22 protein-coding genes are annotated in these 24,952 nt (G+C 65.7%); 11 read left to right on the top strand and 11 right to left on the bottom strand.

Translation table 11 applies throughout. The features are described 5' to 3' along the window. Window positions 1–31: 31 nt before the first annotated feature. A complete protein-coding gene (locus tag FHS75_RS01285; RefSeq protein WP_179405911.1) occupies window positions 32–835 on the bottom strand; it encodes a 4-(cytidine 5'-diphospho)-2-C-methyl-D-erythritol kinase in 804 nt (267 codons plus the stop codon). Between the two features lie 103 nt (window positions 836–938). On the opposite strand from FHS75_RS01285, the gene FHS75_RS01280 reads away from it, so the two are divergent. After that, the gene (locus FHS75_RS01280; RefSeq protein WP_179405910.1) at window positions 939–1,622 is read left to right on the top strand and encodes a hypothetical protein; all 684 of its coding nucleotides are present in this window, start codon (window positions 939–941) and stop codon (window positions 1,620–1,622) included. Between the two features lie 66 nt (window positions 1,623–1,688). Here the strand turns inward: FHS75_RS01280 and FHS75_RS01275 are convergent, their stop codons facing one another. Continuing rightward, on the bottom strand, window positions 1,689–3,341 hold the full coding sequence (locus FHS75_RS01275; protein WP_179405909.1) for an electron transfer flavoprotein-ubiquinone oxidoreductase: 1,653 nt from the start codon (window positions 3,339–3,341) through the stop codon (window positions 1,689–1,691). Window positions 3,342–3,429: 88 nt separating this feature from the next. Between FHS75_RS01275 and FHS75_RS01270 the strand changes: the two genes are divergently transcribed. The 4 genes from FHS75_RS01270 to FHS75_RS01255 all read left to right on the top strand — a co-directional run bounded on the left by FHS75_RS01270 (window position 3,430) and on the right by FHS75_RS01255 (window position 7,666). Then, the gene (locus FHS75_RS01270; RefSeq protein ID WP_179405908.1) at window positions 3,430–4,236 is read left to right on the top strand and encodes a uracil-DNA glycosylase family protein; all 807 of its coding nucleotides are present in this window, start codon (window positions 3,430–3,432) and stop codon (window positions 4,234–4,236) included. A 68-nt stretch (window positions 4,237–4,304) separates the two neighbouring features. Next, window positions 4,305–6,041: a transglycosylase SLT domain-containing protein gene (locus tag FHS75_RS01265; protein WP_179406525.1), complete on the top strand. Its 1,737-nt coding sequence runs from the start codon at window positions 4,305–4,307 to the stop codon at window positions 6,039–6,041. Then, entirely contained in the window at window positions 6,031–6,558 is a 528-nt protein-coding gene (gene moaB, locus FHS75_RS01260) for a molybdenum cofactor biosynthesis protein B (protein ID WP_179405907.1), read from the top strand. Before FHS75_RS01265 ends, moaB begins: the two co-directional genes overlap by 11 nt. Window positions 6,559–6,631: 73 nt before the next feature. Then, window positions 6,632–7,666 carry a sodium:calcium antiporter gene (locus tag FHS75_RS01255; protein WP_179405906.1) on the top strand — a complete coding sequence of 345 codons (1,035 nt, stop codon included), beginning with the start codon at window positions 6,632–6,634 and terminating at the stop codon, window positions 7,664–7,666. 1 nt (window position 7,667) lies between these two features. Here the strand turns inward: FHS75_RS01255 and FHS75_RS01250 are convergent, their stop codons facing one another. After that, window positions 7,668–8,522, bottom strand: coding sequence for an arylamine N-acetyltransferase family protein (locus FHS75_RS01250; RefSeq protein WP_179405905.1), 855 nt, complete (start codon window positions 8,520–8,522; stop codon window positions 7,668–7,670). A 77-nt stretch (window positions 8,523–8,599) separates the two neighbouring features. On the opposite strand from FHS75_RS01250, the gene FHS75_RS01245 reads away from it, so the two are divergent. Both FHS75_RS01245 and FHS75_RS01240 read left to right on the top strand, forming a co-directional pair. Beyond that, window positions 8,600–9,679, top strand: a complete 1,080-nt coding sequence (locus tag FHS75_RS01245) for a PA0069 family radical SAM protein (protein ID WP_179405904.1) — start codon at window positions 8,600–8,602, stop codon at window positions 9,677–9,679. A gap of 102 nt (window positions 9,680–9,781) precedes the next feature. Then, window positions 9,782–10,090 carry a hypothetical protein gene (locus tag FHS75_RS01240; RefSeq protein ID WP_179405903.1) on the top strand — a complete coding sequence of 103 codons (309 nt, stop codon included), beginning with the start codon at window positions 9,782–9,784 and terminating at the stop codon, window positions 10,088–10,090. Between the two features lie 57 nt (window positions 10,091–10,147). Here FHS75_RS01240 and FHS75_RS01235 read toward each other — a convergent pair whose 3' ends face one another. Both FHS75_RS01235 and dnaE read right to left on the bottom strand, forming a co-directional pair. Then, window positions 10,148–11,734, bottom strand: a complete 1,587-nt coding sequence (locus FHS75_RS01235) for a long-chain fatty acid--CoA ligase (RefSeq protein WP_179405902.1) — start codon at window positions 11,732–11,734, stop codon at window positions 10,148–10,150. A gap of 22 nt (window positions 11,735–11,756) precedes the next feature. Further along, window positions 11,757–15,269, bottom strand: coding sequence for a DNA polymerase III subunit alpha (gene dnaE / locus FHS75_RS01230; protein ID WP_179405901.1), 3,513 nt, complete (start codon window positions 15,267–15,269; stop codon window positions 11,757–11,759). A 155-nt stretch (window positions 15,270–15,424) separates the two neighbouring features. On the opposite strand from dnaE, the gene FHS75_RS01225 reads away from it, so the two are divergent. Then, window positions 15,425–16,597 carry a Yip1 family protein gene (locus FHS75_RS01225; protein WP_179405900.1) on the top strand — a complete coding sequence of 391 codons (1,173 nt, stop codon included), beginning with the start codon at window positions 15,425–15,427 and terminating at the stop codon, window positions 16,595–16,597. Between the two features lie 47 nt (window positions 16,598–16,644). Here FHS75_RS01225 and FHS75_RS01220 read toward each other — a convergent pair whose 3' ends face one another. From FHS75_RS01220 to FHS75_RS01205, 4 genes are all read right to left on the bottom strand, one after another. Continuing rightward, window positions 16,645–17,127, bottom strand: a complete 483-nt coding sequence (locus tag FHS75_RS01220; protein ID WP_179405899.1) for a glutathione peroxidase — start codon at window positions 17,125–17,127, stop codon at window positions 16,645–16,647. A gap of 24 nt (window positions 17,128–17,151) precedes the next feature. Beyond that, entirely contained in the window at window positions 17,152–17,436 is a 285-nt protein-coding gene (locus FHS75_RS01215; RefSeq protein WP_179405898.1) for a hypothetical protein, read from the bottom strand. Between the two features lie 63 nt (window positions 17,437–17,499). Beyond that, window positions 17,500–18,189: an ABC transporter ATP-binding protein gene (locus FHS75_RS01210; RefSeq protein ID WP_179405897.1), complete on the bottom strand. Its 690-nt coding sequence runs from the start codon at window positions 18,187–18,189 to the stop codon at window positions 17,500–17,502. Further along, on the bottom strand, window positions 18,182–19,423 hold the full coding sequence (locus FHS75_RS01205) for a lipoprotein-releasing ABC transporter permease subunit (RefSeq protein WP_179406524.1): 1,242 nt from the start codon (window positions 19,421–19,423) through the stop codon (window positions 18,182–18,184). Before FHS75_RS01205 ends, FHS75_RS01210 begins: the two co-directional genes overlap by 8 nt. Before the next feature lie 196 nt (window positions 19,424–19,619). Here FHS75_RS01205 and purF point away from each other — a divergent pair, with 196 nt between their 5' ends. The 3 genes from purF to FHS75_RS01190 all read left to right on the top strand — a co-directional run bounded on the left by purF (window position 19,620) and on the right by FHS75_RS01190 (window position 22,238). Further along, entirely contained in the window at window positions 19,620–21,089 is a 1,470-nt protein-coding gene (gene purF, locus FHS75_RS01200) for an amidophosphoribosyltransferase (protein ID WP_179405896.1), read from the top strand. After that, window positions 21,086–21,805: an SDR family NAD(P)-dependent oxidoreductase gene (locus FHS75_RS01195; protein WP_179405895.1), complete on the top strand. Its 720-nt coding sequence runs from the start codon at window positions 21,086–21,088 to the stop codon at window positions 21,803–21,805. The genes purF and FHS75_RS01195 overlap by 4 nt, the downstream gene beginning before the upstream one ends. An 82-nt stretch (window positions 21,806–21,887) precedes the next feature. After that, window positions 21,888–22,238: a PilZ domain-containing protein gene (locus FHS75_RS01190; protein ID WP_373284969.1), complete on the top strand. Its 351-nt coding sequence runs from the start codon at window positions 21,888–21,890 to the stop codon at window positions 22,236–22,238. Window position 22,239: 1 nt separating this feature from the next. Here FHS75_RS01190 and FHS75_RS01185 read toward each other — a convergent pair whose 3' ends face one another. Together FHS75_RS01185 and FHS75_RS01180 are read right to left on the bottom strand one after the other, a co-directional pair. Beyond that, entirely contained in the window at window positions 22,240–23,487 is a 1,248-nt protein-coding gene (locus tag FHS75_RS01185) for an SAM-dependent methyltransferase (protein ID WP_179405893.1), read from the bottom strand. A 37-nt stretch (window positions 23,488–23,524) separates the two neighbouring features. Further along, the gene (locus FHS75_RS01180; RefSeq protein ID WP_179405892.1) at window positions 23,525–24,904 is read right to left on the bottom strand and encodes a cryptochrome/photolyase family protein; all 1,380 of its coding nucleotides are present in this window, start codon (window positions 24,902–24,904) and stop codon (window positions 23,525–23,527) included. Window positions 24,905–24,952 lie beyond the last annotated feature (48 nt).

Genomic DNA, 24,952 nt, shown 5'->3' with positions numbered 1-24,952 from the left:
CCCGATCCGCATCAGCCGGAGGATCTGGCGGTCACCGCAGCCTGCCTGCCATCGTCCACCAGCCGGGATGGCGGCGCACGATCTGAAGCTGCGCGGCGGCGAGTGCGTCCGGCTCCTCGAACAGGGCAAAGCACGTCGCGCCCGAACCGGACATGCGCGCCAGCAAGGGCCGCGTGGCATCCAGGCTCGCCAGGACGTCGCCGATCACGGGCTGCAAGGCGATCGCCGGCGCCTCGAGGTCGTTCCTGCCGGCAAGCGCGATATCGAGCGGCTTCCCATCGGTAAGAGCGCCACGGTCGCAACCGTCCCAGCCCCGGAAGACCGGCCCGGTCGGCATCGCCACGCGGGGATTGACGAGCAGCACGGGCGTCCCGGCGATATCGCCGCCGAGCGGCTCGATCTCGGTGCCGGTGCCCCTGCCGATGCAGGTTCGGCTTGCGACGCAGGCGGGCACGTCGGCGCCCAGCTTCGCGGCGCGCCTGCGCCAGTCTGCGGGCAGTCCGTGCTCACGCTCGACCATGCGGAAGACCGCCCCGGCATCGGCCGATCCGCCGCCCAGACCCGCCGCGACGGGCAGGCGCTTTTCCAGCGTCATCGCCCAGCCCCGCGGTCGCGGCAGCGCGGTCAGCGCCTTGGCGACGATGTTGCCGAAGGGATCGTCGACCCGGTCCGCGAACTCGCCGAAGGTATCGAGCGCGTCGCGGTGCGCGGGCGTCGCGGTCAGCCTGTCGCCATCGTCGACGAAGGCGAACAGCGACTCGAGTTCGTGATACCCGTCCTCGCGCCGCGCCCTTACGTGCAGCGCGAGGTTGATCTTGGCGTAGGCTGTTTCCATCGGAATTTAACTTATTAAAAACACTGAATAATAACTAATTGATATCAAATCTCTTATTGCGTTATCTATATTATCCACACTCGATATAGCGCGAGGCTTTGCTATGGGCCATATTATTGCTGAGGAAACTTCCAATGGAATTTCTCCTGCAGAAATCCGCTTCGAGTTGGACGCGCCAAGCTTAATAGTTATATCTGTATTCGCCAAGACCAGACTGTATTGGCAGAGTGCTTGGCTAAAATGCACTTTAAATGATGGTTCTTCAGAAATTTCCAAATCTGAATGCCATCCCACCGCGCCTTGGATCGGATTTCACAGTGTCCAAACTTCGTACTGCTTTACAGGGAATTCAAATTACGAATACTTTTTTTCGGGGGCTGTATCACAGCTCGGGAGTGCTGGCGGTCACTCAGATTTTGTTCGTATTACAGCAGAAACATTTACAATCGAAGATTTAGAGATTTTTGCCAGTGGAAATCCGGAAGCCTCAATTGTTTTAAATCTTCAGAACCAGACATTACTCAATTTAGCATACACTGCGACTGCACATTTCCATAGGACAGATGGTTCTTTTCGGATCATATCTGAAATAACACATCATGATCCACATAATTTTGGAACTAAGTCGAAGTCGCCTGCATCTGGTATGACTCAGTTTACGTGCCACGCGGGACAACGCATTTTGGCAAAGACGAAGTTCGACGGAAACACACATGTCGCAAGCGCAGGCGTAGAAATGGCTATCGGGACAAAAAATTTTAATACGCTTATAGCTGATGAAAACTAGATCATCACGTTCGGTACTTCAGTTTGCGGTTGGATCATCCCAACTTTTTAAAGATCACATTATAATTCACATGTTCGGGTAGTTCGGCCCGCCGCCGCCTTCGGGCGCGGTCCAGACGATCTGCTGGCCCGGATCCTTGATGTCGCAGGTCTTGCAGTGGACGCAGTTCTGCGCGTTGATCTGGAAGCGCTTTTCGCCCGTGTCCTCGTTCTCCACGTACTCGTAGACGCCCGCCGGGCAGTATCGCGTCGAAGGACCGCCGTAGACCGGCAGTTCGACCTTCTCCGGGTAGTCCGGGTCCTTCAGCTTGAGGTGGCTGGGCTGGTCCTCCTCGTGGTTGGTGAACGAGAATGAGACCGAGGTGAGACGGTCGAAGGTTATCTCGCCGTCGGGCTTGGGATAGTCGATCGGCTGGTAGAGATCGGCGCGCCCCGTTGCCTTGTAGTCGGGATGGTGCTCCATCGGTTTGGCGACGCCGAAACCGAACAGCGTGCGCAGCCACATGTCCGCGCCCGCCAGGATCGTGCCGAGTTCGCCGCCCCACTTCGCGACGAGCGGCTCGGCGTTCTGGACGAGCTTGAGTTCCTTGGCGATCCAGCTGTCGCGCACCGATGCATCGTACTCGGCAAGCTCGTCCTTCTCGCGCCCGGCCTCGATCGCGGCGGCGATGGCGTCGGCGGCGAGCATGCCGCTTTTCATCGCGGTGTGCGTGCCCTTGATGCGGGGAACGTTGACGAAGCCCGCCGAACAGCCGGCCAGTACCCCGCCGGGGAAGGCGAGTTGCGGGACCGACTGCCAGCCGCCCTCGTTGATCGCGCGCGCGCCATAGGCAACGCGCTTGCCGCCTTCGAGGATCGCGCGGATTTCTGGATGCTGCTTCCAGCGCTGGAATTCCTCGAACGGGTAGACGTAGGGGTTCTTGTAATCGAGCGCGGTGACGAAGCCGATCGCAACCTGGTTGTTCGCCTGGTGGTAGAGAAACCCGCCGCCCCAGCTGTCGCTTTCGGACAACGGCCAGCCCTGCGTGTGGATGACGCGACCGGGCACGTGCTTGTCGGGATCGATGTCCCACAGCTCCTTGATGCCGAGGCCATAGACCTGCGGCTGGCAATCGCGTTCGAGGTCGAAGCGCGACTTGAGCAGCTTGGTAAGGTGGCCGCGCGCGCCTTCGCAGAACACGGTGTACTTGCCGTGCAGTTCCATGCCCGGCTGGTAATCGGCCTTGTGGCTGCCGTCCCTAGCCACGCCCATGTCGCCCGTTGCCACGCCGTAGACCGCGCCGTTTTCGTCATAGAGCACTTCGGAGGCCGGGAAGCCGGGGAAAACCTCGACTTTCAGCTCCTCGGCCTTGCCCGCAAGCCAGCGGCACAGGTTGCCTAGCGAGCCGGTGTAGTTGCCCTCGTTCGACATGAACGGCGGCATCAGGGCGTGCGGCATCGAGTACTTCTTGCCGCGCGACATGTACCAGTGCCAGTTGTCGGTAACCGACGTTTCGGCGAGCGGGCAATCGTCGTCGCGCCACTCGGGCAGCAACTCGTCGAGGGCCTTGGGATCGACCACCGCGCCCGACAGGATGTGCGCGCCGATTTCCGATCCCTTTTCGAGGACGCAGACGGACAATTCGGAATTGATCTGTTTCAGCCGGATCGCGGTGGCAAGGCCGGCCGGGCCGCCACCGACGATTACGACGTCGTAAGGCATCGATTCGCGTTCGCTCATCTTGCAGTCCTGTTCTTCTGTCTTTTTTACGTATCGGCTCTGTTCGAACCGCCTTGATTGCTGCGACGCGGCAGGTCAAGACCGCACAATGGAGAGCCGCCCCGATCTTCCGCCCGAAGAGGCCGTCGCAGCTGCGCTGGACTGGTGGCGGCTGGCGGGCGTCGATTGCGATTTCGCGGACGAACCGCAGGAGTGGCTGGCAGAGCCCGCACCCGTCGCGGAAAAGGCTTCGGAGAAGCAGCCGGAGCAACGCGACAGGCCCGTCGCTGCCCGGAAGGCGGTACCCGAACCGAAGCCGGGGCCGGTCGTTCCCGACAAGGCAGGCTGGCCGGGCGACCTCGATACGTTCCGCGCCTGGTGGCTCGCGGAAAGCTGGCTCGACGGCGGACGGACCGGGGGGCGCGTGCCTCCGCGCGGCAAGGCGCACGCCGAACTGATGGTCGTCGTGCCCGAGCCAGAGGCCGAAGACGGCGAAAGATTGCTGTCGGGCGCTCAGGGGCGGCTGCTCGACGCGATCCTGGCGGCGATGGGCATTCCGGCGGAAGCGGCCTGCGTAGCGAGCGCCCTTCCCCGGCACACGCCGATGGCAGACTGGGACGCGGTGGCGGCGCAGGGGCTCGGCGAGGTGCTTCGCCATCACATCGCCCTTGCCGCTCCGCGCAGGCTTCTGGTGCTGGGGAACAACATCCTGCCGCTCATCGGCAACGATACGGCGCAACGGCCTGCCGTTTCACTCAATTTTAACCATGAATCTACGAACATTCCCCTGCTTGCCGCGCGCAGCCTTCCGGCCCTGATGAGCCGACCGGCCTGGAAAGCGGAATTGTGGCGGGCGTGGCTCGACTGGTCCGCGGGGGACCGGCGCGCCGGGGGACCGAAGGATACGACTACGTGACGATTAGAAAGCCTGCCAAATCCAAGATTTCCCGGGGTATCGCCGCCATTGCATGCGCGGCGGTATCGATGCTCGCCGTACAGGTCGCTCCGGCAAAGGCGAACAGCGCGGCCGCCGACTATTTCCGCAATCGCGCCGATCGCACCGCCGTCCCCTCGCTCCTCAGCCAGGACGACCGGGCCTATTACCGCGAAATCTTCGCCGCCATTGACCGCAACGACTGGTCGCGGGTGCAGGAACTCTTCGCGCAGCGCCCCGACGGTCCGCTGCACCAGGCGGCGCTGGCCGAATACTACCTCGACGCCTCGTCGCCCCGGATCGAGCGCGAGACGCTCGAAAGCTGGCTGGCCAAGGGCACCGACCTTCCCCATTCGGAACAGATCGGCCGGCTTGCGGTGAAGCGCGGGGCGCAGGTCGTGCCGGGCCTTCCGTCCGAGCAAAGCTTCATGCGCCTGCCGACGATCCCAAAACGCGTGCGCCCGCGCACCGTTGGTGACGGGACCATGCCGGGCAGTGTCTCGGCGGGCATACTCGACCGGATCAAGAACGACGATCCGATGGGCGCGCACCAGCTGCTCGACGGGATCGATTCGATGCTGTCGAGCGAGGCGCGCGCGGAATGGCGCCAGCGCGTGGCGTGGAGCTACTACATCGAGAACCAGGACGCGCCTGCCTACCGACTTGCCCAGCTGGCGACGCAGGGGTCGGGCGGCTGGGTCGGCGAGGCGTGGTGGACCGCCGGCCTCGCTGCGTGGCGCCTTGGCGACTGCGACGGCGCGACCGACGCGTTCAAGCGGGCTGCCGGCACCGGAGAGAACTCCGAACTCGTCGCCGCCGCGCTCTACTGGCAGAGCCGGTCGCTCGTGCGCTGCCGCAAGCCCGAGGACGCCGCCGAGCCGCTGCGGCTTGCCGCGATGCGCGACGAAACGCTCTATGGCATGCTTGCCGCCGAACAGCTCGGCACCGGCCTGCCCGAACAGCACGCCGAGGCCGACTTCGACCAGCAGGACTGGCAGTCGCTGCGCAACGTGCCCAATGTCAGGGCCGCCGTCGCGCTCGCCGAAGTCGGCGAGGACGGCCTTGCCGACGAGGTCCTGAGGCACCAGGCGCGGATCGGCGATCCCGCCCAGTACCAGCCGCTGACCAGGCTGGCGCGCGACCTCGGCATGCCCTCGACCCAGCTCTGGATGGCGTACAACGCGCCCTATGGCGGCAAGCCGCATCCGGCCACGCGCTTTCCCACGCCGAAGTGGACGCCCGCCGGCGGCTGGCGCGTCGACCCGGCGCTGATCTACGCGCATGCCCTGCAGGAATCGCTGTTCCGGGCGACCGTCGTCAGCCCCGCCGGCGCGCGCGGCCTGATGCAGATCATGCCCGCCGCCGCCCGCGACCATGCCGGCGCTCTGGGAGTGAGCGGCAATGCAAGCGACCTCAACAAGCCCGAGATCAACCTCGCCTTCGGTCAGCGCCACCTCGAGATGCTGCGCGATTCGAGCGGCACGCAAGGCCTGCTACCCAAGGTCATGGCCGCCTACAATGCCGGGCTCACGCCGATCACGCGCTGGAACAGCGAAGTGAACGACCAGGGCGATCCGCTGCTCTGGATGGAATCGCTCCCGTACTGGGAGACGCGCGGCTACGTGAATATCGTCATGCGCAATTACTGGATGTACGAGCGGCAGGCGGGCGGTCCGTCCGAAACGCGCGCCGCGCTCGCCCAGAACGCCTGGCCGTCCTTCCCCGGCCTTGCGGGCGCGACTGCCATCCGCATGGCGCCCAACGGGACGCTGCTTCGTGGCCGTTGATCCCGAGCGGCAGTTCAAGCCGGTCGCCATCGCGCTCCTCACCGTATCCGACACGCGCGGGCCCGAGGACGACACTTCGGGCGACATCCTTGCCGAGCGGATCAAGGCCGCCGGACACCGCCTTGCCGCCCGCGCGATCGAGAAGGACGATGCCTCGCGCATCGCCAGCCGTCTCAACAACTGGATCGACGATCGCGGGATCGACTGCATCGTCACCACCGGCGGTACCGGCCTGACCGGCCGCGACGTGACCCCCGAAGCGCTCGACCGCGTGAAGGAAAAGGACATTCCCGGCTTCGGAGAGCTGTTCCGCTGGATCAGCTACAGAACCATCGGCACGTCGACCGTCCAGTCGCGCGCCTGCGCGGTCGTCTCGCGCGGGACCTACATCTTCGCGCTTCCCGGCTCGAACGGAGCGGTGAAGGACGGCTGGGACGGCATCCTTGCCGAGCAGCTCGACAGCCGCAACCGCCCCTGCAATTTCGTCGAGCTGATGCCGCGCCTGCGCGAAAGCTGACGTCCGGCCACCCTTGCGGGGAACCTAAACCCCTCCCCCGGATTGCCTCCTTCGACACGCGGAAGGGGGCAGGATGCCGGACGCAAGCCAGCTATCGATCACGGTCCTCTTCGCCGCATTCATCGCGGCGGCGATCGTCATCGCGTACTTCGGCAGCAAGATGGCGGGCATCGCCGACATCATCGCCGACCGCACCGGCCTTGGCGAGGCGCTGATCGGCTCGGTCCTTCTCGGCGCGGGGACCAGTATTTCGGGCATCGTAACCTCGATCAGCACCGCCGCCAGCGGCGCGCCCGACCTGAGCGTCTCGAACGCGATGGGAGGGATCGCCGCGCAGACGATGTTCCTCGCTCTTGCCGACATCTACTATCGCCGCGTCAACCTTGAGCATGCCGCCGCCAGCGCGGTGAACCTCGGGCAGTCGACGATCCTCATCGTGCTCATCTCGATCCCCGTGCTGGCCGCGTCGGCACCCTCCTTCACGCTCTGGTCGGTACACCCGGCGAGCGTGCTGATGATCGTCGCGTACCTTATCGGCCTGCACAACGCGCACCGCATCCACCTCGAGCCGATGTGGCAACCGCGCCGCACCGACGCGACGCGGCTGGAGGACGAGGACGAGGAGCAGGACAGCCGCTCGACCGGGTGGCTTGCCTGCCTTTTCGCCATGCTCGTCGGCGTGGTCGGCCTTTCGGGCTGGGTCGTGGGCGAGACCGGGCTGGAGCTTTCGGCACGGCTGGGCATCTCGCAGGGCGTCGTCGGAGCGCTGGGCACCGCCGTCGTCACCTCTCTGCCCGAACTCGTCACGACGCTCGCCGCTGTTCGCGCCGGGGCATTGCAGCTCGCGGTCGGCGGGATCATCGGCGGCAACATGTTCGACGCGCTGTTCGTCTCGGCGAGCGACTTCGCCTATCGCGAAGGCAGCATATTCCATGCGATGTCCGAGCGCTCGGTCTTCTGGATGGCGCTCGTCCTGCTGATGACGTCGATCCTGCTGCTCGGGCTGCTGCGCCGCGAGCGGCAGGGGCCGGTCGGGATCGGCTGGGAATCGGTGCTGCTGCTCGGCCTGTGGCTCGGCGGTGCGGCGCTGCAGATCTCGCTCGGCTGATCTAGCCGGTAAACAGCGGAAGCGCCGCGATGTCCTCGTCGTCCAGAGCGATGTTGAAGACCTCGTCCAAAGTCTCCGCATAGTCGGACGGGTCCGCAATCGAGCGCTTCGTGGTCTCGCCCCCGCGATGGACGGTCAGTTCGCGGTCGACCATCGATGCAAAGCCGTCCGGCAAGGCGATGCTGGCGATGTGGAGCGTCGTGAAGCGCGTTTCGGCGCGCGTAGAGGTCCAGTGGTTGCACTGTTCAAGGTCGTCGGGGGCGACCAGCGACAGGTCGAAGCTGTACTGCTGCTGCCAGTCGCCGGTGTCCGCCGCGCGCCCGTCCGTCGCCTGGGGATTGCCCGATCGTTCGAGCATCCATTCGCCCTCGAGCGTACCCGGCATGCCGACCGCGCGCAGCCGGTGCCGCGCCCCGTCCCCGGTCTCGGCATGCGCTCCGTCCCTCAGCGGCAGGGGCGGGAGGTAGCTGCCGCCGAAGCCGGCGTCGGCGATCCAGCGCACGCCGCCAAGGTCGACGAGCAGCAAGGTATGCGTGCGCGGCGGGGTGAAACCGGCGGCAAGGCCCATCCGCACCCGCGCCAGCAGCGGCCGCACGGCAAAGCCCGTCGCTTCGAGCATGTCGGCGAAAAGGCGGTTCTGTTCGAAGCAGTAGCCGCCGCGACGGCTGGCCACGATCTTCTCGAAGACGGCATCGCTGCCGACCGCGATGCCCCGCCCCAGCATGATGTCGAGGTTCTCGAACGCGATCGCGCGGCGCTGGGCCGCCTGGATCTGCGCAAGTCCCTCGGCATCCGGGCGCGGCGGACTGCTCATCCCGATGCGGGCGAGATAGGCTTTCAGGCGGTCGTCCGTCATGCGGGCGGTTCTGGCGCACCGGGCGGCCCGACGCAATGCGCTTGCCCTTTGTTCTTTTTATGTTCTAACCCGTGGACATGTCGAATCGCAGCCCGGTAAAGGGGCGCGGCGCGCAGTCGGGCGCCGTGCCGCAACGTTTCGGTCTCGCCACGCGCGAAGCCGACGGCGACTGGCTCGACGAGCGCGATTCGCTCGACGGTGAAGCGCCCCCGCTGCGCACGACGGTGACCGAAGAGCATCCGCGCACGATCCTCAGCTTCAACCGCTCGCCCGACATACCCTTCGACCGTTCGATCAACGCCTATCGCGGGTGCGAGCACGGCTGCATATACTGCTTCGCGCGCCCCACCCACGCCTACCACGACCTGTCGCCGGGCCTCGACTTCGAGACGAAGCTGTTCGCCAAGCCAGATGCGCCGCGCCTCCTGCGCGAGACGCTGGCCAGGCGCGGCTATCGGCCTGCGCCCATCGCGATGGGCACCAATACCGACCCGTACCAGCCGATCGAGCGCCGCTACGAGATAACGCGCCGCATTCTCGATATTTGCCTCGAAGCGCGGCACCCTGTGACGATCACCACCAAGTCCGACCGTATCCTGCGCGATATCGAGGTGCTGGCGGAAATGGCGCGGCACCGCCTGATCGCCGTCGGCATCTCGGTGACGAGCCTCGATCCGCACCTGTCGCGCCTTCTCGAACCGCGCGCCGCCTCCCCCGCAAAGCGGATCGCGGCGCTGGAACGGCTCGCCGCCGCCGGAGTCCCATCGCACGTCTCGGTCGCGCCCGTCATTCCCGCGATCACCGACGAGTTCATGGAGGCGATCCTCGAAAAATGCGCCGCGCGCGGGATCGAATCCGCGACTTGGATCATGATGCGACTTCCGCACGAGGTCGCGCCGCTGTTCCGCGAATGGCTCGCCACGCACTATCCGGACCGCGCCGAAAAGGTCATGGGCATCGTCCGGTCGGTGCGCGGCGGGCGCGACAACGATCCCGAATTCTTTACACGGATGAACCCGAAGGGCGTCTGGGCGGACCTGTTTCGCAAGCGCTTCCGGGTGGCGACGAAGCGGCTCGGGATCAACCGCGTCGCGGTCGACCTCGACTGCTCCCGCTTCCGGCCGCCGCCGCCCGATGGCCAGATGCGCCTGCTGTAGCGGGCTTCGATGGTTACCGCCCCGGACACCATCATTTTCGGCAACCGCGTGCTTGAAAAAGCGTTTTCCTTTCATCGCAATGGCAATGGAAGGAGGCCGTACGTGGCCGAAGAACGCATTACCACCACCGAAACCGGCGGGCGAAGTCCCGACACCACGCACACGACCGTTATCCAGGAACGCGCGCCCGACAACCGCAGCGGATCGGGATGGCTGATCGGCATAGTGCTGCTCATCGCCGTCGTCGCCGGCATATTCATCTTCTCGCAGATGGGCGGAGCCGAAGCTGCGAAGGACAACGCGATCGCGGACGCGGCCAGCGATGTCGGCGATGCCGCCGGTCAGATCGGCGAGGCCGCTGGCGATGTCGGCCAGGCCGCCAAGGACGCGGCGGACAACGTCTCGGAATAATTCGATCCGCACAATCGAGGGTCCCGCCGGCTGGCGGGGCCCTTTCTGCCGCGCCGGTCAGGACGGCAGACGGTAGTCGGCGAACTGTTCCCGCAAGTCCTTCTTGCTGATCTTGCCGGTTCCGGTGTGCGGAATGCCCTCGACGAACTCGACCGCGTCGGGCAGCCACCATTTCGCAACCTTGTCCGAAAGAAACGTGCGCATTTCCTCCGCGTCGAGTTCCGCGTCCGGCTTTCTCACCACGATCAGGATCGGCCGTTCGTCCCACTTCGGGTGCGCGATGCCGATTGCGGCGGCCTCGGCCACGCCGGGATGCGCGACGGCTGCGTTTTCCAGCTCGACCGAGCTGATCCACTCGCCGCCCGACTTGATGACGTCCTTGGTCCGGTCGGTCAGCTGGACCGATCCATCCGGGTGGATGAGCGCGACATCGCCGGTGTCGAACCACTGGCCGTCGCAGACCGCGTCCTCGGCCGCCTTGAAATAGCGCTTGATGACCCACTGTCCGCGCACCTGCAGCGCGCCCGCAGTCCTGCCGTCGCGCGGCAGGACCTTGTTGCGATCGTCGAGATCCACCGCGCGTACTTCGGTGCCGTAGGGGACGCGGCCCTGCAGCGACTTGATGCGCACCTGTTCGTCGAACGACAGATCGTCCCAGTCCGCCGTTTCGTACGCGATGCTGGCGACAGGCGACGTCTCGGTCATGCCCCATGCATGGCCGACCCGGATTCCCGCACGCATCAGTCGCTCGATGATCGCGGGGGGCAGCGCAGAGCCGCCCGATATGGCATGCCGGATCGGCGGCATCTCCCCGCCCGTCGCGTCGAGGTATTGCAGCATCGCGAAATAGACGGTCGGCACGCCCGCCAGATGCGTCGAATTCTCGGTCCGGAGCAGATCGAACAATACCTGCGGCTCGTTCACCTGCGAATAGAGCAGCTTCGCGCCTACGGCCGCGCAGGCCCAGGGCAGGCCCCAGTTGTTGGCATGGAACATCGGCACGACCGGCAGGACGACCGACCGCGATTCGAGCGCCAACGCCTGCGGCGCGACCCCCATTAGCGTGTGCAGGATGTTGGAGCGATGCTCCATCAGCACACCCTTGGGATTGCCCGTGGTCCCGCTGGTATAGCACAGCATGCAGGGATCGCGCTCGACCCCGCGCGCCCACTCGGCGGCGCCGTCCTCGGACCCGATCCAGTCGAGGAACTCGCCGTCGTCGAAGCAGATGAATTTCTCGACCGTGGTGAGGCGGGGCTTCAGCCGCTCGACGATGGGCCTGAACATCGCGTCGTAGACAAGGACGCGGTCCTCGGCATGGTTGACGATGTATTCGATCTGGTCGTCGAACAGGCGCGGGTTGATCGTGTGGACCACCCCGCCCGCTCCGGTCGCGCCGTACCACGCGACGAGGTGGTGCGCATGGTTCATCGCGAGCGTTCCGACGCGGTCGTGCGGCTTCAGCCCGATCCGCCAGAGCGCCTGCGCCATCTGCATCGCACGGTGGCGCGTTTCGGCCCAGTTGCTGCGGGTCTCGCTGCCGTTTGCCCAGCGTGTGACGATCTCGCGCTGGCCGTGCTCGCGCGCCGCGTGGTCGATAAGACCGGAGACGCGAAGTTCCCAGTCCTGCATTCCTCCAAGCATCCTGCCCTCTCCCCAGAGGTGATCAGGCCGCGACTTTCAGGTGACCTCCCGGCCGCTGCGGCTTGAGCGAAAGATTGCCGATCCCGTCGATTGCCGCAAGCCGTTCGACAAGATCGCCGTCGAGCGCGAAGTCCCAGCCGAGCCTCACGGGCTGGCGCGTGCCGTCGCCGAGCAGCAGGTTGGCGACGACTTCGCCCCGCCGCTTCTCGCCCCGGGGAAGCAGCAGCGCCAGTTCCTGCACCGCCTCGACCCGGTCGACGTCTAGCGAGAGCCTGAGGCGCAGCGAGCTCGAAACCTCGGCGATGGGCCGCGCCCCGCGCACGGTCACGCGCGGCGGCTCGTCGGGGTTGGGCCGGTCGAGCTCAACCTGAAGGAGCACGCAGGTTCCGTCCGCTGCCCATTTCTGAAAGTTCTCGACCAGCGATTTGTCGAAGCATGAAGCGGAGAACTGGCCAGACTGGTCGGAGAAGTCGGCCATGACGAAGTCCTTGCCCTTGCGGGTCTTGCGCTTCTGCACGTTCTCGACGAGCGCGGCCATCACCGCCCCCTGCCGACCGCCGCCTCCCCCGCCGCCGCCTTCCTGCCCCGCGCCGTCCACGGTCACGATCGACGCATGCGTCCGCGCGCCGTTGGCCGATGCAATCGCACGGAACTGTTCGACCGGGTGCGCGGCGAAGTAGAAGCCGAATGTCTCGCGCTCCTTCGCCATCTGGTCGGCGCGGTTCCACGGCTCCGCATCCTCCAGCCGCAGCGAGGGTTCGGCATGGTCCTCGCCGCCGAACAGGCCCACCTGCCCGCTGCTGCGCGAGCGTTCCGCCTCGTCGGCGACGGCAAGCAGCATGTCGGCATTGGCCAGCACTCTAGCTCGGTTCGGTTCGAGCGAATCGAATGCTCCCGCGCCTGCCAGGCTTTCGAGCTGGCGGCGGTTCATCGATCCGGCGGGCACGCGGCGGAAGAGGTCGTGCAGGCTTTCGAACCGGCCGCTGGCCTGGCGTTCGGCGACGATCGTCTCCATCGCCTTTTCGCCGACGTTGCGCAGGCCTGCGAGCGCGTAGCGGACCGCATGCCCCTCCTCGGTCTGCTCGACCATGAATTCGGCCTCCGAGGCATTCATGTCGGGCGCGGCGAGGGCGATGCCGTTCTTGCGCATGTCGTCGACGAAGACCGAGAGCTTCTCCGACTGGTGCATGTCGAAGCACATCGACGCGGCGTAGAATTCGTGCGGGTAGTGCGTCTTCAGCCAGGCCGTCTGGTAGGCGAGCAGCGCGTAGGCGGCGGCATGCGACTTGTTGAAGCCGTAGCCGGCGAACTTGTCGATGAGGTCGAACAGCTCGTTGGCCTTGGGCGCGTCAATGTCCGACACCTTCTTGCAGCCTTCGACGAAGATGGCGCGCTGCTTGTCCATCTCGGACTGCTTCTTCTTGCCCATCGCGCGGCGCAGCAGGTCCGCTTCGCCGAGCGAGTAGCCCGCCAGTACCTGCGCGGCCTGCATGACCTGTTCCTGGTAGACGAAGATCCCGTAGGTTTCGGCCACGATGCCTTCGAGCTTCCGATGCGGGTACTCGATGGACTCCAGCCCGTTCTTGCGGCGTCCGAAGAGCGGGATGTTGTCCATCGGGCCCGGCCGGTAAAGCGATACGAGCGCGATGATGTCGCCGAAATTGGTGGGTTTCACTGCCGCAAGCGTGCGGCGCATGCCTTCGGATTCGAGCTGGAACACGCCGACCGTGTCGCCGCGCTTCAACAGTTCGTAGACTTGCCCGTCGTCCCATGCGAGGCCGTCGAGGTCGACCTCGATTCCGCGCCGCTTCAGGAGGTCGACCGCCTTCCTGAGCACGGACAGCGTCTTGAGGCCGAGGAAGTCGAACTTGACGAGGCCTGCGTCCTCGACGTGCTTCATGTCGAACTGCGTTACCGGCATGTCCGACCGCGGGTCGCGGTAGAGCGGGACGAGCTGCGCCAGCGGCCGGTCGCCGATGACGACGCCCGCCGCGTGGGTCGAGGAATTGCGCGGCAAGCCTTCGAGCTGCATCGCCAGGTCGACGAGGCGCTTGACCTCGTCGTCGTTGTCGTACTCGCGGCGGAAGTCGGCTGCGCCGTTGAGCGCGCGATCCAGCGTCCACGGGTCGGTCGGATGGTTGGGCACCATCTTGCACAGTCGGTCGACCTGGCTGTAGCTCATCTGCAGGATGCGCCCGCAATCGCGCAGCACCGCGCGGGCCTTCATCTTGCCGAAGGTGATGATCTGCGCGACCGTGTCGTGCCCGTACTTGCGCTGCACGTAGCGGATCACCTCGCCGCGCCGGGTTTCGCAGAAGTCGATGTCGAAGTCGGGCATCGAAACGCGTTCCGGGTTCAGGAAGCGCTCGAACAGCAGGCCGAGCCTGATCGGGTCGAGATCGGTGATGGTCAGCGACCACGCGACGAGCGACCCCGCGCCCGATCCGCGCCCCGGCCCCACCGGGATGCCGTTGTCCTTGGCCCACTTGATGAAGTCGGCAACGATCAGGAAATAGCCGGGAAAGCCCATCCCCTTGATGATGTCGATCTCGAACTGGAGGCGGTCCTCGTAGACCTTGCGTTCCTCCGCCGACATCTCGCCATAAAGGGAGAGCCGCGCCTCGAGGCCCGCCTTCGCGTCCGCTGCCAGCATCCGCTCCTCGCCCTCGCGGTCGCCGGCGAGGCTGGGCAGGATCGGCTTGCGCTCTGGCGGTGCGAAGGCGCAGCGTTGCGCGACGACCAGCGTGTTGGCGGTCGCCTCGGGCAGGTCGGAGAAGATTTCCTCCATCATCGGCGCGGACTTGACCCAGCTTTGCCGGGGGGAGCGCACGCGCTCGGCCGCATCGATGTGAGTGGAATGCGCGATGCACAGCATGGCATCGTGCGCGGCATGGAAATGCGGTTCGGCAAAGCGCGCCGGGTTGCTCGCGACGAGCGGGATGTCGCGCGCGTAGGCAAGCTCTATCAGCGCGTTCTCCGACGCAGTCTCCACCGGATCGCCGGTGCGCGCGATCTCGATATAGAGGCGGTCGGCGAACAGCTGCTGGAGCGTGTCGCAACAGGCCTCCGCCGCATCGTGGCGCCCGTCGGCGAATAGCCGCGCCAGCGCGCCCTCCGCAGCGCCCGTCAGCGCGATCAGGCCGTCGGTGCGGCCCTCCATATCCCCGAGCAGGACGTGCGGATCGAATTCGAGCGGGCGGTCGAGGTGCGCGCGGCTGACGAGGTGGCACAGGTTGTCCCAGCCGGTCTCGTCCTGCGCATAGAGCGCCAGCCAGTCGATGGGCGCATCCTGTCCCACGACCGGCTCCCCGCCCCGCGCCACCGCGAGCATCGTGCCGACGATGGGCTGGATACCTTCCGCCCGGCAGGCCGCTGCAAACGCGACCGAGCCGTAAAGGCCGTTGCGGTCGGCGATGGCGATGGCCGGAAAACCGCGTTCTTTCGCGAGCCTGGCAATCGCCTTCGGCTCAATCGCGCCTTCGAGCATCGTGTAGCTCGAAAAGACTCGCAAGGGAACGAAGGGAGCGTGCGCCATGGCCTCCCCGACTAGCCCGCGGACAACCGCGCGATCAAGCAATGCCATCCCGGAAGCTGTTGAAACATGCGCAAAGTCAAGTCCCGTGTTTACTTGCAATATTTCTTCGATCTGTTCCAATTACCGGGACGGGAACCGGTAGTTAGGAGGGACTCATGGAAACGTCTGGCGCTTCGCCGCACAAGTCGATGGTGGACCGTATCAAGGCCATCATACTCAAACCCAAAGAAGAATGGCCGGTGATAGAAGCCGAACCTGCGACGCAGGGCGGCATTCTCACCAAATGGGTCATGCCGCTTGCCGCGATCGGCCCGGTCGCCACGCTTGTCGGGACGATGCTGTTCGGCCTTGGCGGGATCTTCGTGACCATCCGGCCCAGCTTCACGAGCGCGCTCGGCACGGCGATAGCGACCTACGTCCTGTCGATCGTGGCGGTCTTCGTGCTTGCCCTTATCGCCGACTGGCTGGCGCCCAAGTTCGAGGGCCAGAGCAACAAGCTCAACGCCTTCAAGCTGATCGCCTACGGCATGACGGCGGCGTGGCTGGCGGGCATCCTGGGTCTTATCCCTTCGCTCGGCCTGTTCTCGATAATCGGGGCCATCTACTCGATCTACCTCGTCTACCTGGGCAGCGGTCCGCTGATGAAGGTGCCGGAGCAGAAGCAGGCGGGCTTCGCCATCGTGCTGTTCCTGATCGCATTCGTTCTCAACCTGATCGTCGGTATCATCGTCGGGGCAGTGATCGGCGTTTCCGCGCTGACCGGCGGCGCGGCATCGTCCTACACCTCCGGTTCCAGCGACGACGATGTGACGATCAGCATTCCCGGCGTCGGCTCGATCGACACGGGCGAAATGAACAAGGCCGCCGAACGCATGGAAAAGGTCCAGCGCGGCGAGATCAGGCCTGTGGAGACGCAGGTCCTGCAAGCCATGCTGCCCGAACAGATCGGGCAATTCCAGCGTACCGGGCTTTCCAGCCGGAAGATGGGCGGCGCCGGATCGGGGGTCGAGGGCACCTACAAGGCCGGCGACTACCGCTTCGACCTGCGCGTCAACGACATGCTGGCGCTGTCCGGCATCGCCGGGATGGGCGCAGCGATGGGCATCGAGAGCAGCGAGGAGGACGAGAACGGCTACAAGCGGATGGGCACGGTCGACGGCCAGTGGCGGTCAGAGGAATGGAACAGCCAGCGCGAACGCGGCGAATACGCAGTCATGGTCGCCAACCGCTTCCAGGTGCTGGCCAACGGCAACGTACCGTCCATCGACGTTCTCAAGCAGGCGGTCGCGCAGATCGACCAGGGCGACCTGGAGGACATGGCCGAATGATCGGGCCGAATGATCGGGCCGAATGATCGGGAACGCATGGGTGTAACTTACAGCAGGGCCTCGATATCCTTTTCGAGGCCCTGCGGCTTGTCGGTGGGGGCGTACCGGCGCACCACCTTGCCCTCCCGGTCGAGAAGGAACTTGGTGAAGTTCCACTTGATCGCCTGCGTGCCGAACAGGCCGCGCGCTTCGGACTTCAGCCAGTCATAGAGCGGCGGCGCGTCGCTGCCGTTCACGTCGATCCTGGCCATGACCGGAAATTCGACGCCGTAGTTCACGCTGCAGAACTCGGCGATCTCGTCGGCGCTGCCCGGCTCCTGCCTGCCGAACTGGTTGCACGGGAAAGCGACGATCTCGAAACCGCGATCGCGATAGGTCCGGTAGAGCTCCTGAAGACCCTCGTACTGCGGCGTGAACCCGCACTTGCTGGCAGTGTTGACCACCAGCACGACCTTGCCGGCCAGCTCCGAGAGGGCATACGCGCTCCCGTCGGGCTTTGTCGCGGTGAAGTCGGAGAGGGTCCCGGCCACGTGCGTTGACGGACGCCTGCCCGGTCAGCCCTTGTTGCCGGGAAAGTCGGGCCGCGAGAACAGAGCGCGGATTTCGCCGATCTCGAGCCGGTGGTCTCCCGCCTTCTGGATCGAGTAGCGCGGCTGTTCATCCTCGGGCAGGTCCATCACCACGTCGATCAGCTCGGCCAGGGTGCCGCGCCGGATCGTCTTGAAGCGGTGAAGGACACCGCCGTTGTCCTCGTGCAGGTGCAGTTCGGAGCTGTCGTCCCAGTCGACCGGCTTGCGGTCGCCGGGCTCGCCGTGGAATGTGGTGGGGTTCGAACTCATGCGATTTGGTCTCCGTGGAAATCCGTCTCTGTCAAGAAACCCGCGGTTTGCCCGCCGGTTCCGCTACGCCAGCCTGCCTTCCGAAAGGCGCAGGACGCGGTCCATCGACGATGCTAACCGCTCGTTGTGGGTCGCGACAAGCCCGGCGCTGCCCTCCCCGCGCACGAGTGCGAGAAACTGCGCGAGCACGCGGTCGGACGTCGCTTCGTCGAGGTTGCCGGTAGGCTCGTCGGCAAGCACGAGGCGGGGCCGGTTGGCCAGCGCCCGGGCGACGGCAACCCGCTGCTGCTCCCCGCCCGAAAGCTGGCTGGGCCGGTGCGAAAGCCGTTCCGCCAGGCCGAGCGCGCCGAGCAGCTCGTCGGCGCGTTCCTCGGCCTCCTCGCGCGACTTGCCGGCGACGAGTTGCGGCAGGACGACGTTCTCGCGCGCATTGAAATCGGGCAGCAGGTGATGAAACTGGTAGACGAAGCCGAGGTGGTCGCGGCGCAGCGCGGTGCGCGCGTTGCTGCCCAGCTTGCTTGCGTGGGTACCCGCGATCTCGATCCGGCCGCCGAAGCCGCCCTCGAGCAGGCCGATTGCCTGCAGCATCGTCGACTTGCCCGAACCCGACGGCCCGAGCAGCGCAACGATCTCGCCGGGGCCGATGGTCAGGTCCACCCCGCGCAGCACGTCGATGGTGACGCCGCCCTGCTCGAAGCTGCGCGTCAGCCCCTCGATCCGCACGACCGCCTCGCGCACCGGTGCCTCACTCATAGCGCAGCACCTGTACCGGATCGGTGCCCGATGCCTTGAAGGCGGGGTAAAGCGTCGCGAGGAAACTGAAGATCAGCGCCATCACGCTGATCACCGTGACTTCCACAGGGTCGGTCCGGCTCGGCAGTTCGGTGAGGAAGCGGATCGAGGGGTCCCACAGGTTCTGGCCCGAAACCACCTCGATGAACCGCACGATCGGCTGGCGGAAATAGAGGAACACGAAGCCCAGGATCAGCCCCGCGATGGTGCCGAGCGCCCCGATCAGGAAGCCCGTCGTCACGAATATCTTGAGCAGCGAGGTTCGCGTCGCGCCCATCGTGCGCAGGATCGCGATGTCGCGCGTCTTGGCGCGGACCAGCATGATGAGCGAGGACAGGATGTTGAACACCGCGACCAGGACGATGATCGAGAGCACGACGAACATCGCCACCCGCTCGACCGCCAGCGCCTCGAACAGCGTGGCGTTGATCGTCTTCCAGTCGGTGACGATGGCCTGCCCGGCAAGCCTTTGCGCCAGCGGTGCGAGGATTTCCCCGACCCTGTCCGGATCCTCTGTCGTCACCTCGATCATTCCGATGCTGTCGCCGATGAGCAGCAGCTGCTGCGCATTCTCGATGGGCATGACAACGAAGGCCTGGTCGTAGTCGTAGACGCCGATCTCGAAGATCGCGGCGACAGTGTAGCCGATCTGCCGCGGCACCGTGCCGAACGGGGTCGAGCGGCCCTGCGGATTGATGATCGTGATCGTGTCGCCCAGCCGCACGCCGAGGTTTTCGGCCAGCCGCGCGCCGATGGCGACGGTGCTGGTGCCGGCCTCCAGTTCGGAGAGCCTTCCGGCCTTGAGGTTGGGCTGGATCGCCGCGATGTCTTCGTCCGTGTTTCCGCGCACGAGGATCGCCTCGACCCGGCCGTTGTAGCTTGCCAGCAGCGGCTGCTCGATCAGCGGAGAGGCGCTGGTGACGCCCGGCGTCTTGCGCACGTCCTCCAGCACACGCTCCCAGTTGTCGAGCCGCCCGCCGTAGGCCTGCACCAGCGCGTGCCCGTTGAGGCCGACGATCTTGTCGAAGAGCTCGGCGCGAAAGCCGTTCATCACGCTCATGACGATGACGAGCGCGGCGACACCCAGCATGACCGCGACCAGGCTGATCCCCGCCACCAGCGCGATGAACGCCTCTCCCCTGCCGGGAAGCATGTAGCGCTTGGCGATGGTCCATTCGAAGGGGGAGAGGATCAAGCAGCTGGCCTTGTCGGTCATTCGTGTCGGCGCGTCGATGTAGGGCGTGCGCCGGGGGCTGGCAAGCGTGCGGGCCGGCGCGCCATTTGGGCACAAATGTTACAGCCCCCTTGCTTTCGCCGCGCACTCGTCCCAAATGCGCGCGTAACGCTCACCACGAGTGCGCGATGAGGCGCCCGGCGGTCGGATTGACTGGATGAATCTCACACACCCTTTCCTTGATCGCGACGGCGACAAGCTGCGCGAGGAATGCGGCGTTTTCGGCGTCATCGGTGCGAAGGACGCGGCCTCGATGGCCGCTCTCGGGCTTCATGCGCTGCAGCATCGCGGGCAGGAAGCCTGCGGCATGACCAGCTTCGACGGCAAGGATTTCTTCGCGCGGCGCGGTCTCGGCCATGTCGCGCAGGTTTTCGGCAATGCCGAATCGATAGCCGAGCTTCCCGGCCACATGGCCTCGGGCCACGTGCGCTATTCGACCACCGGCGGATCGGGCCTCAGGAACGTGCAGCCGCTGTTCGCCGACCTCGCTTCGGGCGGCTTCTCGATCGCGCATAACGGCAACATCTCCAACGCGATGAGCCTGAAGCGCGAGCTCGTGCGGCGCGGCGCCATCTTCCAGTCGACCTCGGACACCGAAGTCATCATCCACCTCGTCGCGACGAGCCGCTATCCGACGCTGCTCGACCGCTTCGTCGATGCGTTGCGCATGGTGGAAGGCGCCTATTCGCTGATCTGCATGACCGACGAGGGCATGATCGCCTGCCGCGATCCGCTCGGCATCCGGCCGCTGGTCATGGGCCGCATCGGCGATGCCATCGTTTTCGCCAGCGAGTCGGTGGCTCTCGACGTCATCGGTGCCGAACTGGTCCGCTCGATCGAGCCGGGCGAGCTCGTCCAGGTAGACCACAAGGGCACGATTTCCAGCCACCGCCCGTTCGGCAACCATAACCAGCGCCCCTGCATCTTCGAGCACGTCTATTTCAGCCGGCCCGACTCCACGCTCGACGGCAAGTCGGTCTACATGGTGCGCAAGCAGATCGGCGCCGAGCTTGCCAAGGAATCGCCCGCCGACGCCGACCTCGTGATCCCGGTCCCCGACAGCGGCGTTCCCGCCGCCATCGGCTACGCGCAGGAATCGGGCGTACCTTTCGAACTGGGCATCATCCGTTCGCACTATGTCGGGCGCACCTTCATCCAGCCCTCGGACGGCGCGCGCAACGCCGACGTCAAGCGAAAGCACAACGCCAACCGCCCGCTCGTCGAAGGCAAGCGCATCGTGCTCATCGACGATTCGATCGTGCGCGGCACCACCTCGCTCAAGATCGTGCAGATGATGCGCGATGCAGGCGCTGCCGAAGTGCACATGCGCATCGCCAGCCCGCCGACCTCGAACAGCTGCTTCTACGGCGTCGACACGCCCGAGCGCTCCAAGCTCCTTGCCGCCAAGATGGACGTCAAGGCGATGGCCGAGTTCATCCATGCCGACAGCCTCTCTTTCGTGTCGATCGACGGCCTTTACCGCGCGGTCGGCGAAGCGGGCCGCTCGGCGAAGTGTCCGCAGTTCTGCGATGCGTGCTTCACCGGCGACTATCCCACGCGGCTGACCGACCTTTCCGAGCGCGATACGCCCGACCTCCTGACCCTGCCGGTCAACAAGGTCGCGTGACGGACAAGCCGTTCAGCGGCCAGATCGCTCTCGTGACGGGAGCGAGCCGGGGCATCGGCGCGGCGACCGCAATCGCGCTCGCCGGGGCCGGCGCACACGTCGTGCTGACCGCGCGCACCGCGAAGGCGCTTGAAGGGGTCGAGGAGCAGATCCACGAAGCCGGCGGCACCGCCACCATTGCGCCCGCCGACGTTACCGAGAGCGATGCGGTATCGCGTCTTGCCGCCGCGATCGCGGAACGCTGGGGCAAGCTCGACATCCTCGTCATCAACGCGGCGGTGCTGCCCGAACTGACATCGGTGCCCGACATCGACCAGAAGGCCTTCGGCAAGGCGCTGACCACGAACGTGCTGGCGACCCAGGCGATCATCGGCGCGTTCGACCCGCTGCTGCGCAAGAGCGAGGATGCGCGCGTCGTCGGACTGACCAGCACGGTCGCGCAGTCCCCGCGCGCGTTCTGGGGGGCCTACGCTTCGACCAAGGCCGCGTTCGAGGTGCTGCTCGATTGCTATGCGCAGGAAACCGCGAAAGTCGCGAAACTGCGCGTCGCCATCGTCAATCCGGGAGCGACGCGAACCACGATGCGCGCGCGCGCCTACCCCGGCGAAGATCCCGCGACGGTCAAGCCGCCGGAAGTCGTGGCGGAGCGACTGGTTGCCTTGCTTGGTGAACAGTTCGCCTCGGGATACCGCGAATCGGTTAACCATACCGCTTAGGGACCGATAAACCCGGATTGGCGATTCTTTGCCAAGCAGACTCGCGATGGAGTCGGCAAAGCTTTTCCGAGGCACGGCCATGATGACCACCCAGGGTTCGCAAGACCGTTACGCGATTGCGGCGCAGGAAGATCGCAGTGCCCCGCGCACAAAGATCACGATCCCGGCGCAGCTTCGTCCTTCGGGTTCGAAGGGCTACCAGACCGTGGTCAAGGACCTGTCGCTGTCGGGGTTCTCGGCGATGGCGATCAACCGCCTGCATCCCGGCACGCTGTGCTGGCTGACCCTGCCCGGCCTGCAATCGATGCAGGCGCAGGTGGTGTGGTGGGAAAACGGCCTTGTCGGCTGCGCCTTCAACGAGCTGCTTTCGCCGATCATCCACGACAACGTCCTTGCGCGCTGGCGCGGCGACGGCACCTACCCGGGGGCCTGAGTTACGCTCCCCTGACCAGCGTGACCTGCGCGACGTCGATCCCGCCGCCCAGGAAGCCGCCTTCGCAATACATCAGGTAATAGCGCCACAGGCGGCAGAACCGCGCGTCGAAACCGGCGGGCAGCCTGCCGTCGCGCTCCGCGGTATCGAAGGCCTCGCGCCATAGCCGCAGCGTGCGCGCATAGTCCTGCCCGAAGCTTTCCCGGTCGCGCCATGCCAGCCCGCGCTCTTCGGCAAGGCGGCGCAATTCGCTCTCGCGGATCAGCATGCCGCCGGGGAAGATGTAAGTCTGGATGAAGTCGGCGCTGCGCGCATAGCGCTCGAAAAGCTCGTCGCGGATCGAGATGTACTGGATAGCCGCGCGGCCGCCCGGCTTCAGGCAGCACGCGATGCAGTCCATGAAGTCCGGCCAGTATTCCTGCCCCACTGCCTCGACCATCTCGACGCTGGCGATCGCGTCGAAGGTGTCGCGAACGTCGCGGTAGTCCTGCTTGCGGAAATCGATGGCGAGCCGGGAATGACGCTCGCGCGCCCAGTCGAGCTGGCCGTCCGAGATGCTGATTGCGGTGACTTTTGACCCGGCCTTCGCGAGATGCGCCGAAAGCGCACCCCAACCGCATCCGATCTCCAGAAGCGTCGGCGCGCCGGCGACCCGCTCGCGGATCGTTTCGAGCTTGCGCGCCTGCGCCGCCTCGAGCGACGTGGCATCGCCTTCGAAACGCGCGCTCGAATAGACCATCGCCGGGTCGAGCCACGCAGCGTAGAAATCGTTGCCGAGATCGTAGTGCGCATGGATGTTCCTCTGCGCATTCGACTTCGTGTTGCGCCGCAGCCAGTGCAGTGCCCGCGCCGCGATCCGCCAGGGACCGCGCGCCCGCGCAGCGTTGCCGAGCGAGACTCCGTTGGCCATGAACAGCGCGAACAGCGGCACCGGATCGGGGCTTTCCCACTCGCCCGCTTCCCACGCCTGGTACCAGCCGACTGATCCGCCCGTCGCCAGCCGCAGCATGGCGCGGTAGCTGTTGAGCCTGACGGTGCAGTCGAAGCCGGGCGCCCTGCCGCCGAGGAGCCGCCGCGATCCGTCCGGCAGGATCGCCTCGATCGAGCCGGTTTCGAGGCCTCGGTCGACGCGGTCGAGGATCCTGCGCGCACCGCCCGACCATGCGCTCGCCAGCCATTGCGGCCCGATGCCGAGCCTGCGCCCGGCTGCCACCAGCCTGCTTCCCCTCTGAGACACCCGCGCGTCCATGCGGGCAGCCTATGGCTTCAAACCGCTGCCGGGGCAATCAGTCCTTCATGTCGCGATAGGCGGCCAGCGCGCGCTGGCGCGCTTCCTTGTGGGCGATGATCTTTTCCGGGTAGTCGCCGCGCTTTTCCGCAGGAGGATCGTGGATGTCCTCGTCCGAAAGACCGGCAAGTTCGGGCACCCATTCGCGGATGTAGTCCTCCGCATGGAACTTGGGCGACTGGGTCAGCGGGGCCATGATCCGCGGGAACATGTTCGAATCGACGCCGGTCCCCGAATTCCACTGCCAGTTGACGCCGTTGTTGGCGTAGTCGGCATCGACCAGCGTGTCCCAGAACCACCGCTCGCCGTGGCGCCAGTCGATCAGCAGGTGCTTGATGAGAAAGCTCGCCGCGATCATTCGCACGCGGTTGTGCATCCAGCCGATCGCCCAGAGCTGGCGCATCCCGGCATCGACGATCGGGTAGCCGGTGCGGCCCCGTTGCCAGGCTTCCAGCTCGCTTTCGATAACGTGGCCACGGTTCGGATTGCGCCATGAAAACTCGTCGAACCGGTCTCGGTAGTTCTTCTCGGGATAGTCGGGGAACTGGTAGATCACGTTCTGCGCGTAATCTCGCCAGATGATTTCGCCGCGAAAGCTTTCGGCGCCCTTGCCCCTGCGGCTGCCGACCGCCTTCCACACCTGCGTCGGCGAAATCTCGCCCCAGTGGAGGTGCGGGGACAGGCGGGAGGAACCGTCTGTCGAGGGATTGTTGCGATCCTTTTCGTAGTCCGCGATGCGATCGAGGAAATCGTCGAGCCGTTCGTGCGCGGCCTTCTCCCCCCGTTTCCAGAAATCGCGCATGCCGCCCGCCCAGTCCGGCTTCGACGGCTCGAGCTCCCAGTCGGCAAGCGTGTCGGAGGCAGGCCAGCTTTCGGGATTCGAAAAGCTCGGCTCGTCGAGCGGATCGCGGCCGGGCAATTCCCTGGCCAGCGCGCGCGCAAACGGGGTGTATATCTTGTAGGGCTCGCCCGATCCGGCTTTCACCGTCCCCGGCGGCAGCAGGTAATTGCCGTCGTACAGGTGCAGGTCGAGCTTGTCGGCCAGCGCCTCCTCGGCTTTTCGCCACCATGGTTCGTAGTGCCGGATGGCATGAACCTGATCGGTACCAAGCTCGTCCGCCAGCCTGCACAGTTCCTTCACTGCGTCGCCGCGCCGAAGGATCAGCTTGGACCGGTGCCGACCGAGGCTCGCGTCGAGTGATTCGAGGCTGCCGTGCAACCACCAGCGCGACGCGCCGCCCAGCGCGCGGTCGTTCGTCCGCTCGTCGTCGAGGACGTAGACCGGAACGACGGGTCCGCACGCAGCGGCGGCATGGAAGGCAGGCTGGTCGGTTAGCCGCAAGTCGCGGCGCAGCCAGACGATCTGGGGTGAGGACATGTTTGCTCCCGGTATTCGTCACGCAACGCGGCGCGTGGTAGGCGGTTC

The organism is Novosphingobium marinum (assembly GCF_013408095.1).
GTDB lineage: Bacteria > Pseudomonadota > Alphaproteobacteria > Sphingomonadales > Sphingomonadaceae > Novosphingobium > Novosphingobium marinum.
This window is presented reverse-complemented; position numbering and strand designations above follow the sequence as displayed.

Coding starts and splice junctions, on each gene's coding strand:
- FHS75_RS01210 (WP_179405897.1), bottom strand. CDS start 18,189: ATGAGTGAGGCACCGGTGCGCGAGGCGGTCGTGCGGATCGAGGGGCTG.
- FHS75_RS01250 (WP_179405905.1), bottom strand. CDS start 8,522: ATGACGGACGACCGCCTGAAAGCCTATCTCGCCCGCATCGGGATGAGC.
- FHS75_RS01190 (WP_373284969.1), top strand. CDS start 21,888: ATGACCACCCAGGGTTCGCAAGACCGTTACGCGATTGCGGCGCAGGAA.
- purF (WP_179405896.1), top strand. CDS start 19,620: ATGAATCTCACACACCCTTTCCTTGATCGCGACGGCGACAAGCTGCGC.
- FHS75_RS01270 (WP_179405908.1), top strand. CDS start 3,430: ATGGAGAGCCGCCCCGATCTTCCGCCCGAAGAGGCCGTCGCAGCTGCG.
- FHS75_RS01245 (WP_179405904.1), top strand. CDS start 8,600: ATGTCGAATCGCAGCCCGGTAAAGGGGCGCGGCGCGCAGTCGGGCGCC.
- FHS75_RS01185 (WP_179405893.1), bottom strand. CDS start 23,487: ATGGACGCGCGGGTGTCTCAGAGGGGAAGCAGGCTGGTGGCAGCCGGG.
- FHS75_RS01225 (WP_179405900.1), top strand. CDS start 15,425: ATGGAAACGTCTGGCGCTTCGCCGCACAAGTCGATGGTGGACCGTATC.
- FHS75_RS01235 (WP_179405902.1), bottom strand. CDS start 11,734: ATGCTTGGAGGAATGCAGGACTGGGAACTTCGCGTCTCCGGTCTTATC.
- FHS75_RS01255 (WP_179405906.1), top strand. CDS start 6,632: ATGCCGGACGCAAGCCAGCTATCGATCACGGTCCTCTTCGCCGCATTC.
- FHS75_RS01280 (WP_179405910.1), top strand. CDS start 939: ATGGGCCATATTATTGCTGAGGAAACTTCCAATGGAATTTCTCCTGCA.
- FHS75_RS01215 (WP_179405898.1), bottom strand. CDS start 17,436: ATGAGTTCGAACCCCACCACATTCCACGGCGAGCCCGGCGACCGCAAG.
- FHS75_RS01275 (WP_179405909.1), bottom strand. CDS start 3,341: ATGAGCGAACGCGAATCGATGCCTTACGACGTCGTAATCGTCGGTGGC.
- FHS75_RS01285 (WP_179405911.1), bottom strand. CDS start 835: ATGGAAACAGCCTACGCCAAGATCAACCTCGCGCTGCACGTAAGGGCG.
- dnaE (WP_179405901.1), bottom strand. CDS start 15,269: ATGGCGCACGCTCCCTTCGTTCCCTTGCGAGTCTTTTCGAGCTACACG.
- FHS75_RS01265 (WP_179406525.1), top strand. CDS start 4,305: ATGCTCGCCGTACAGGTCGCTCCGGCAAAGGCGAACAGCGCGGCCGCC.
- FHS75_RS01180 (WP_179405892.1), bottom strand. CDS start 24,904: ATGTCCTCACCCCAGATCGTCTGGCTGCGCCGCGACTTGCGGCTAACC.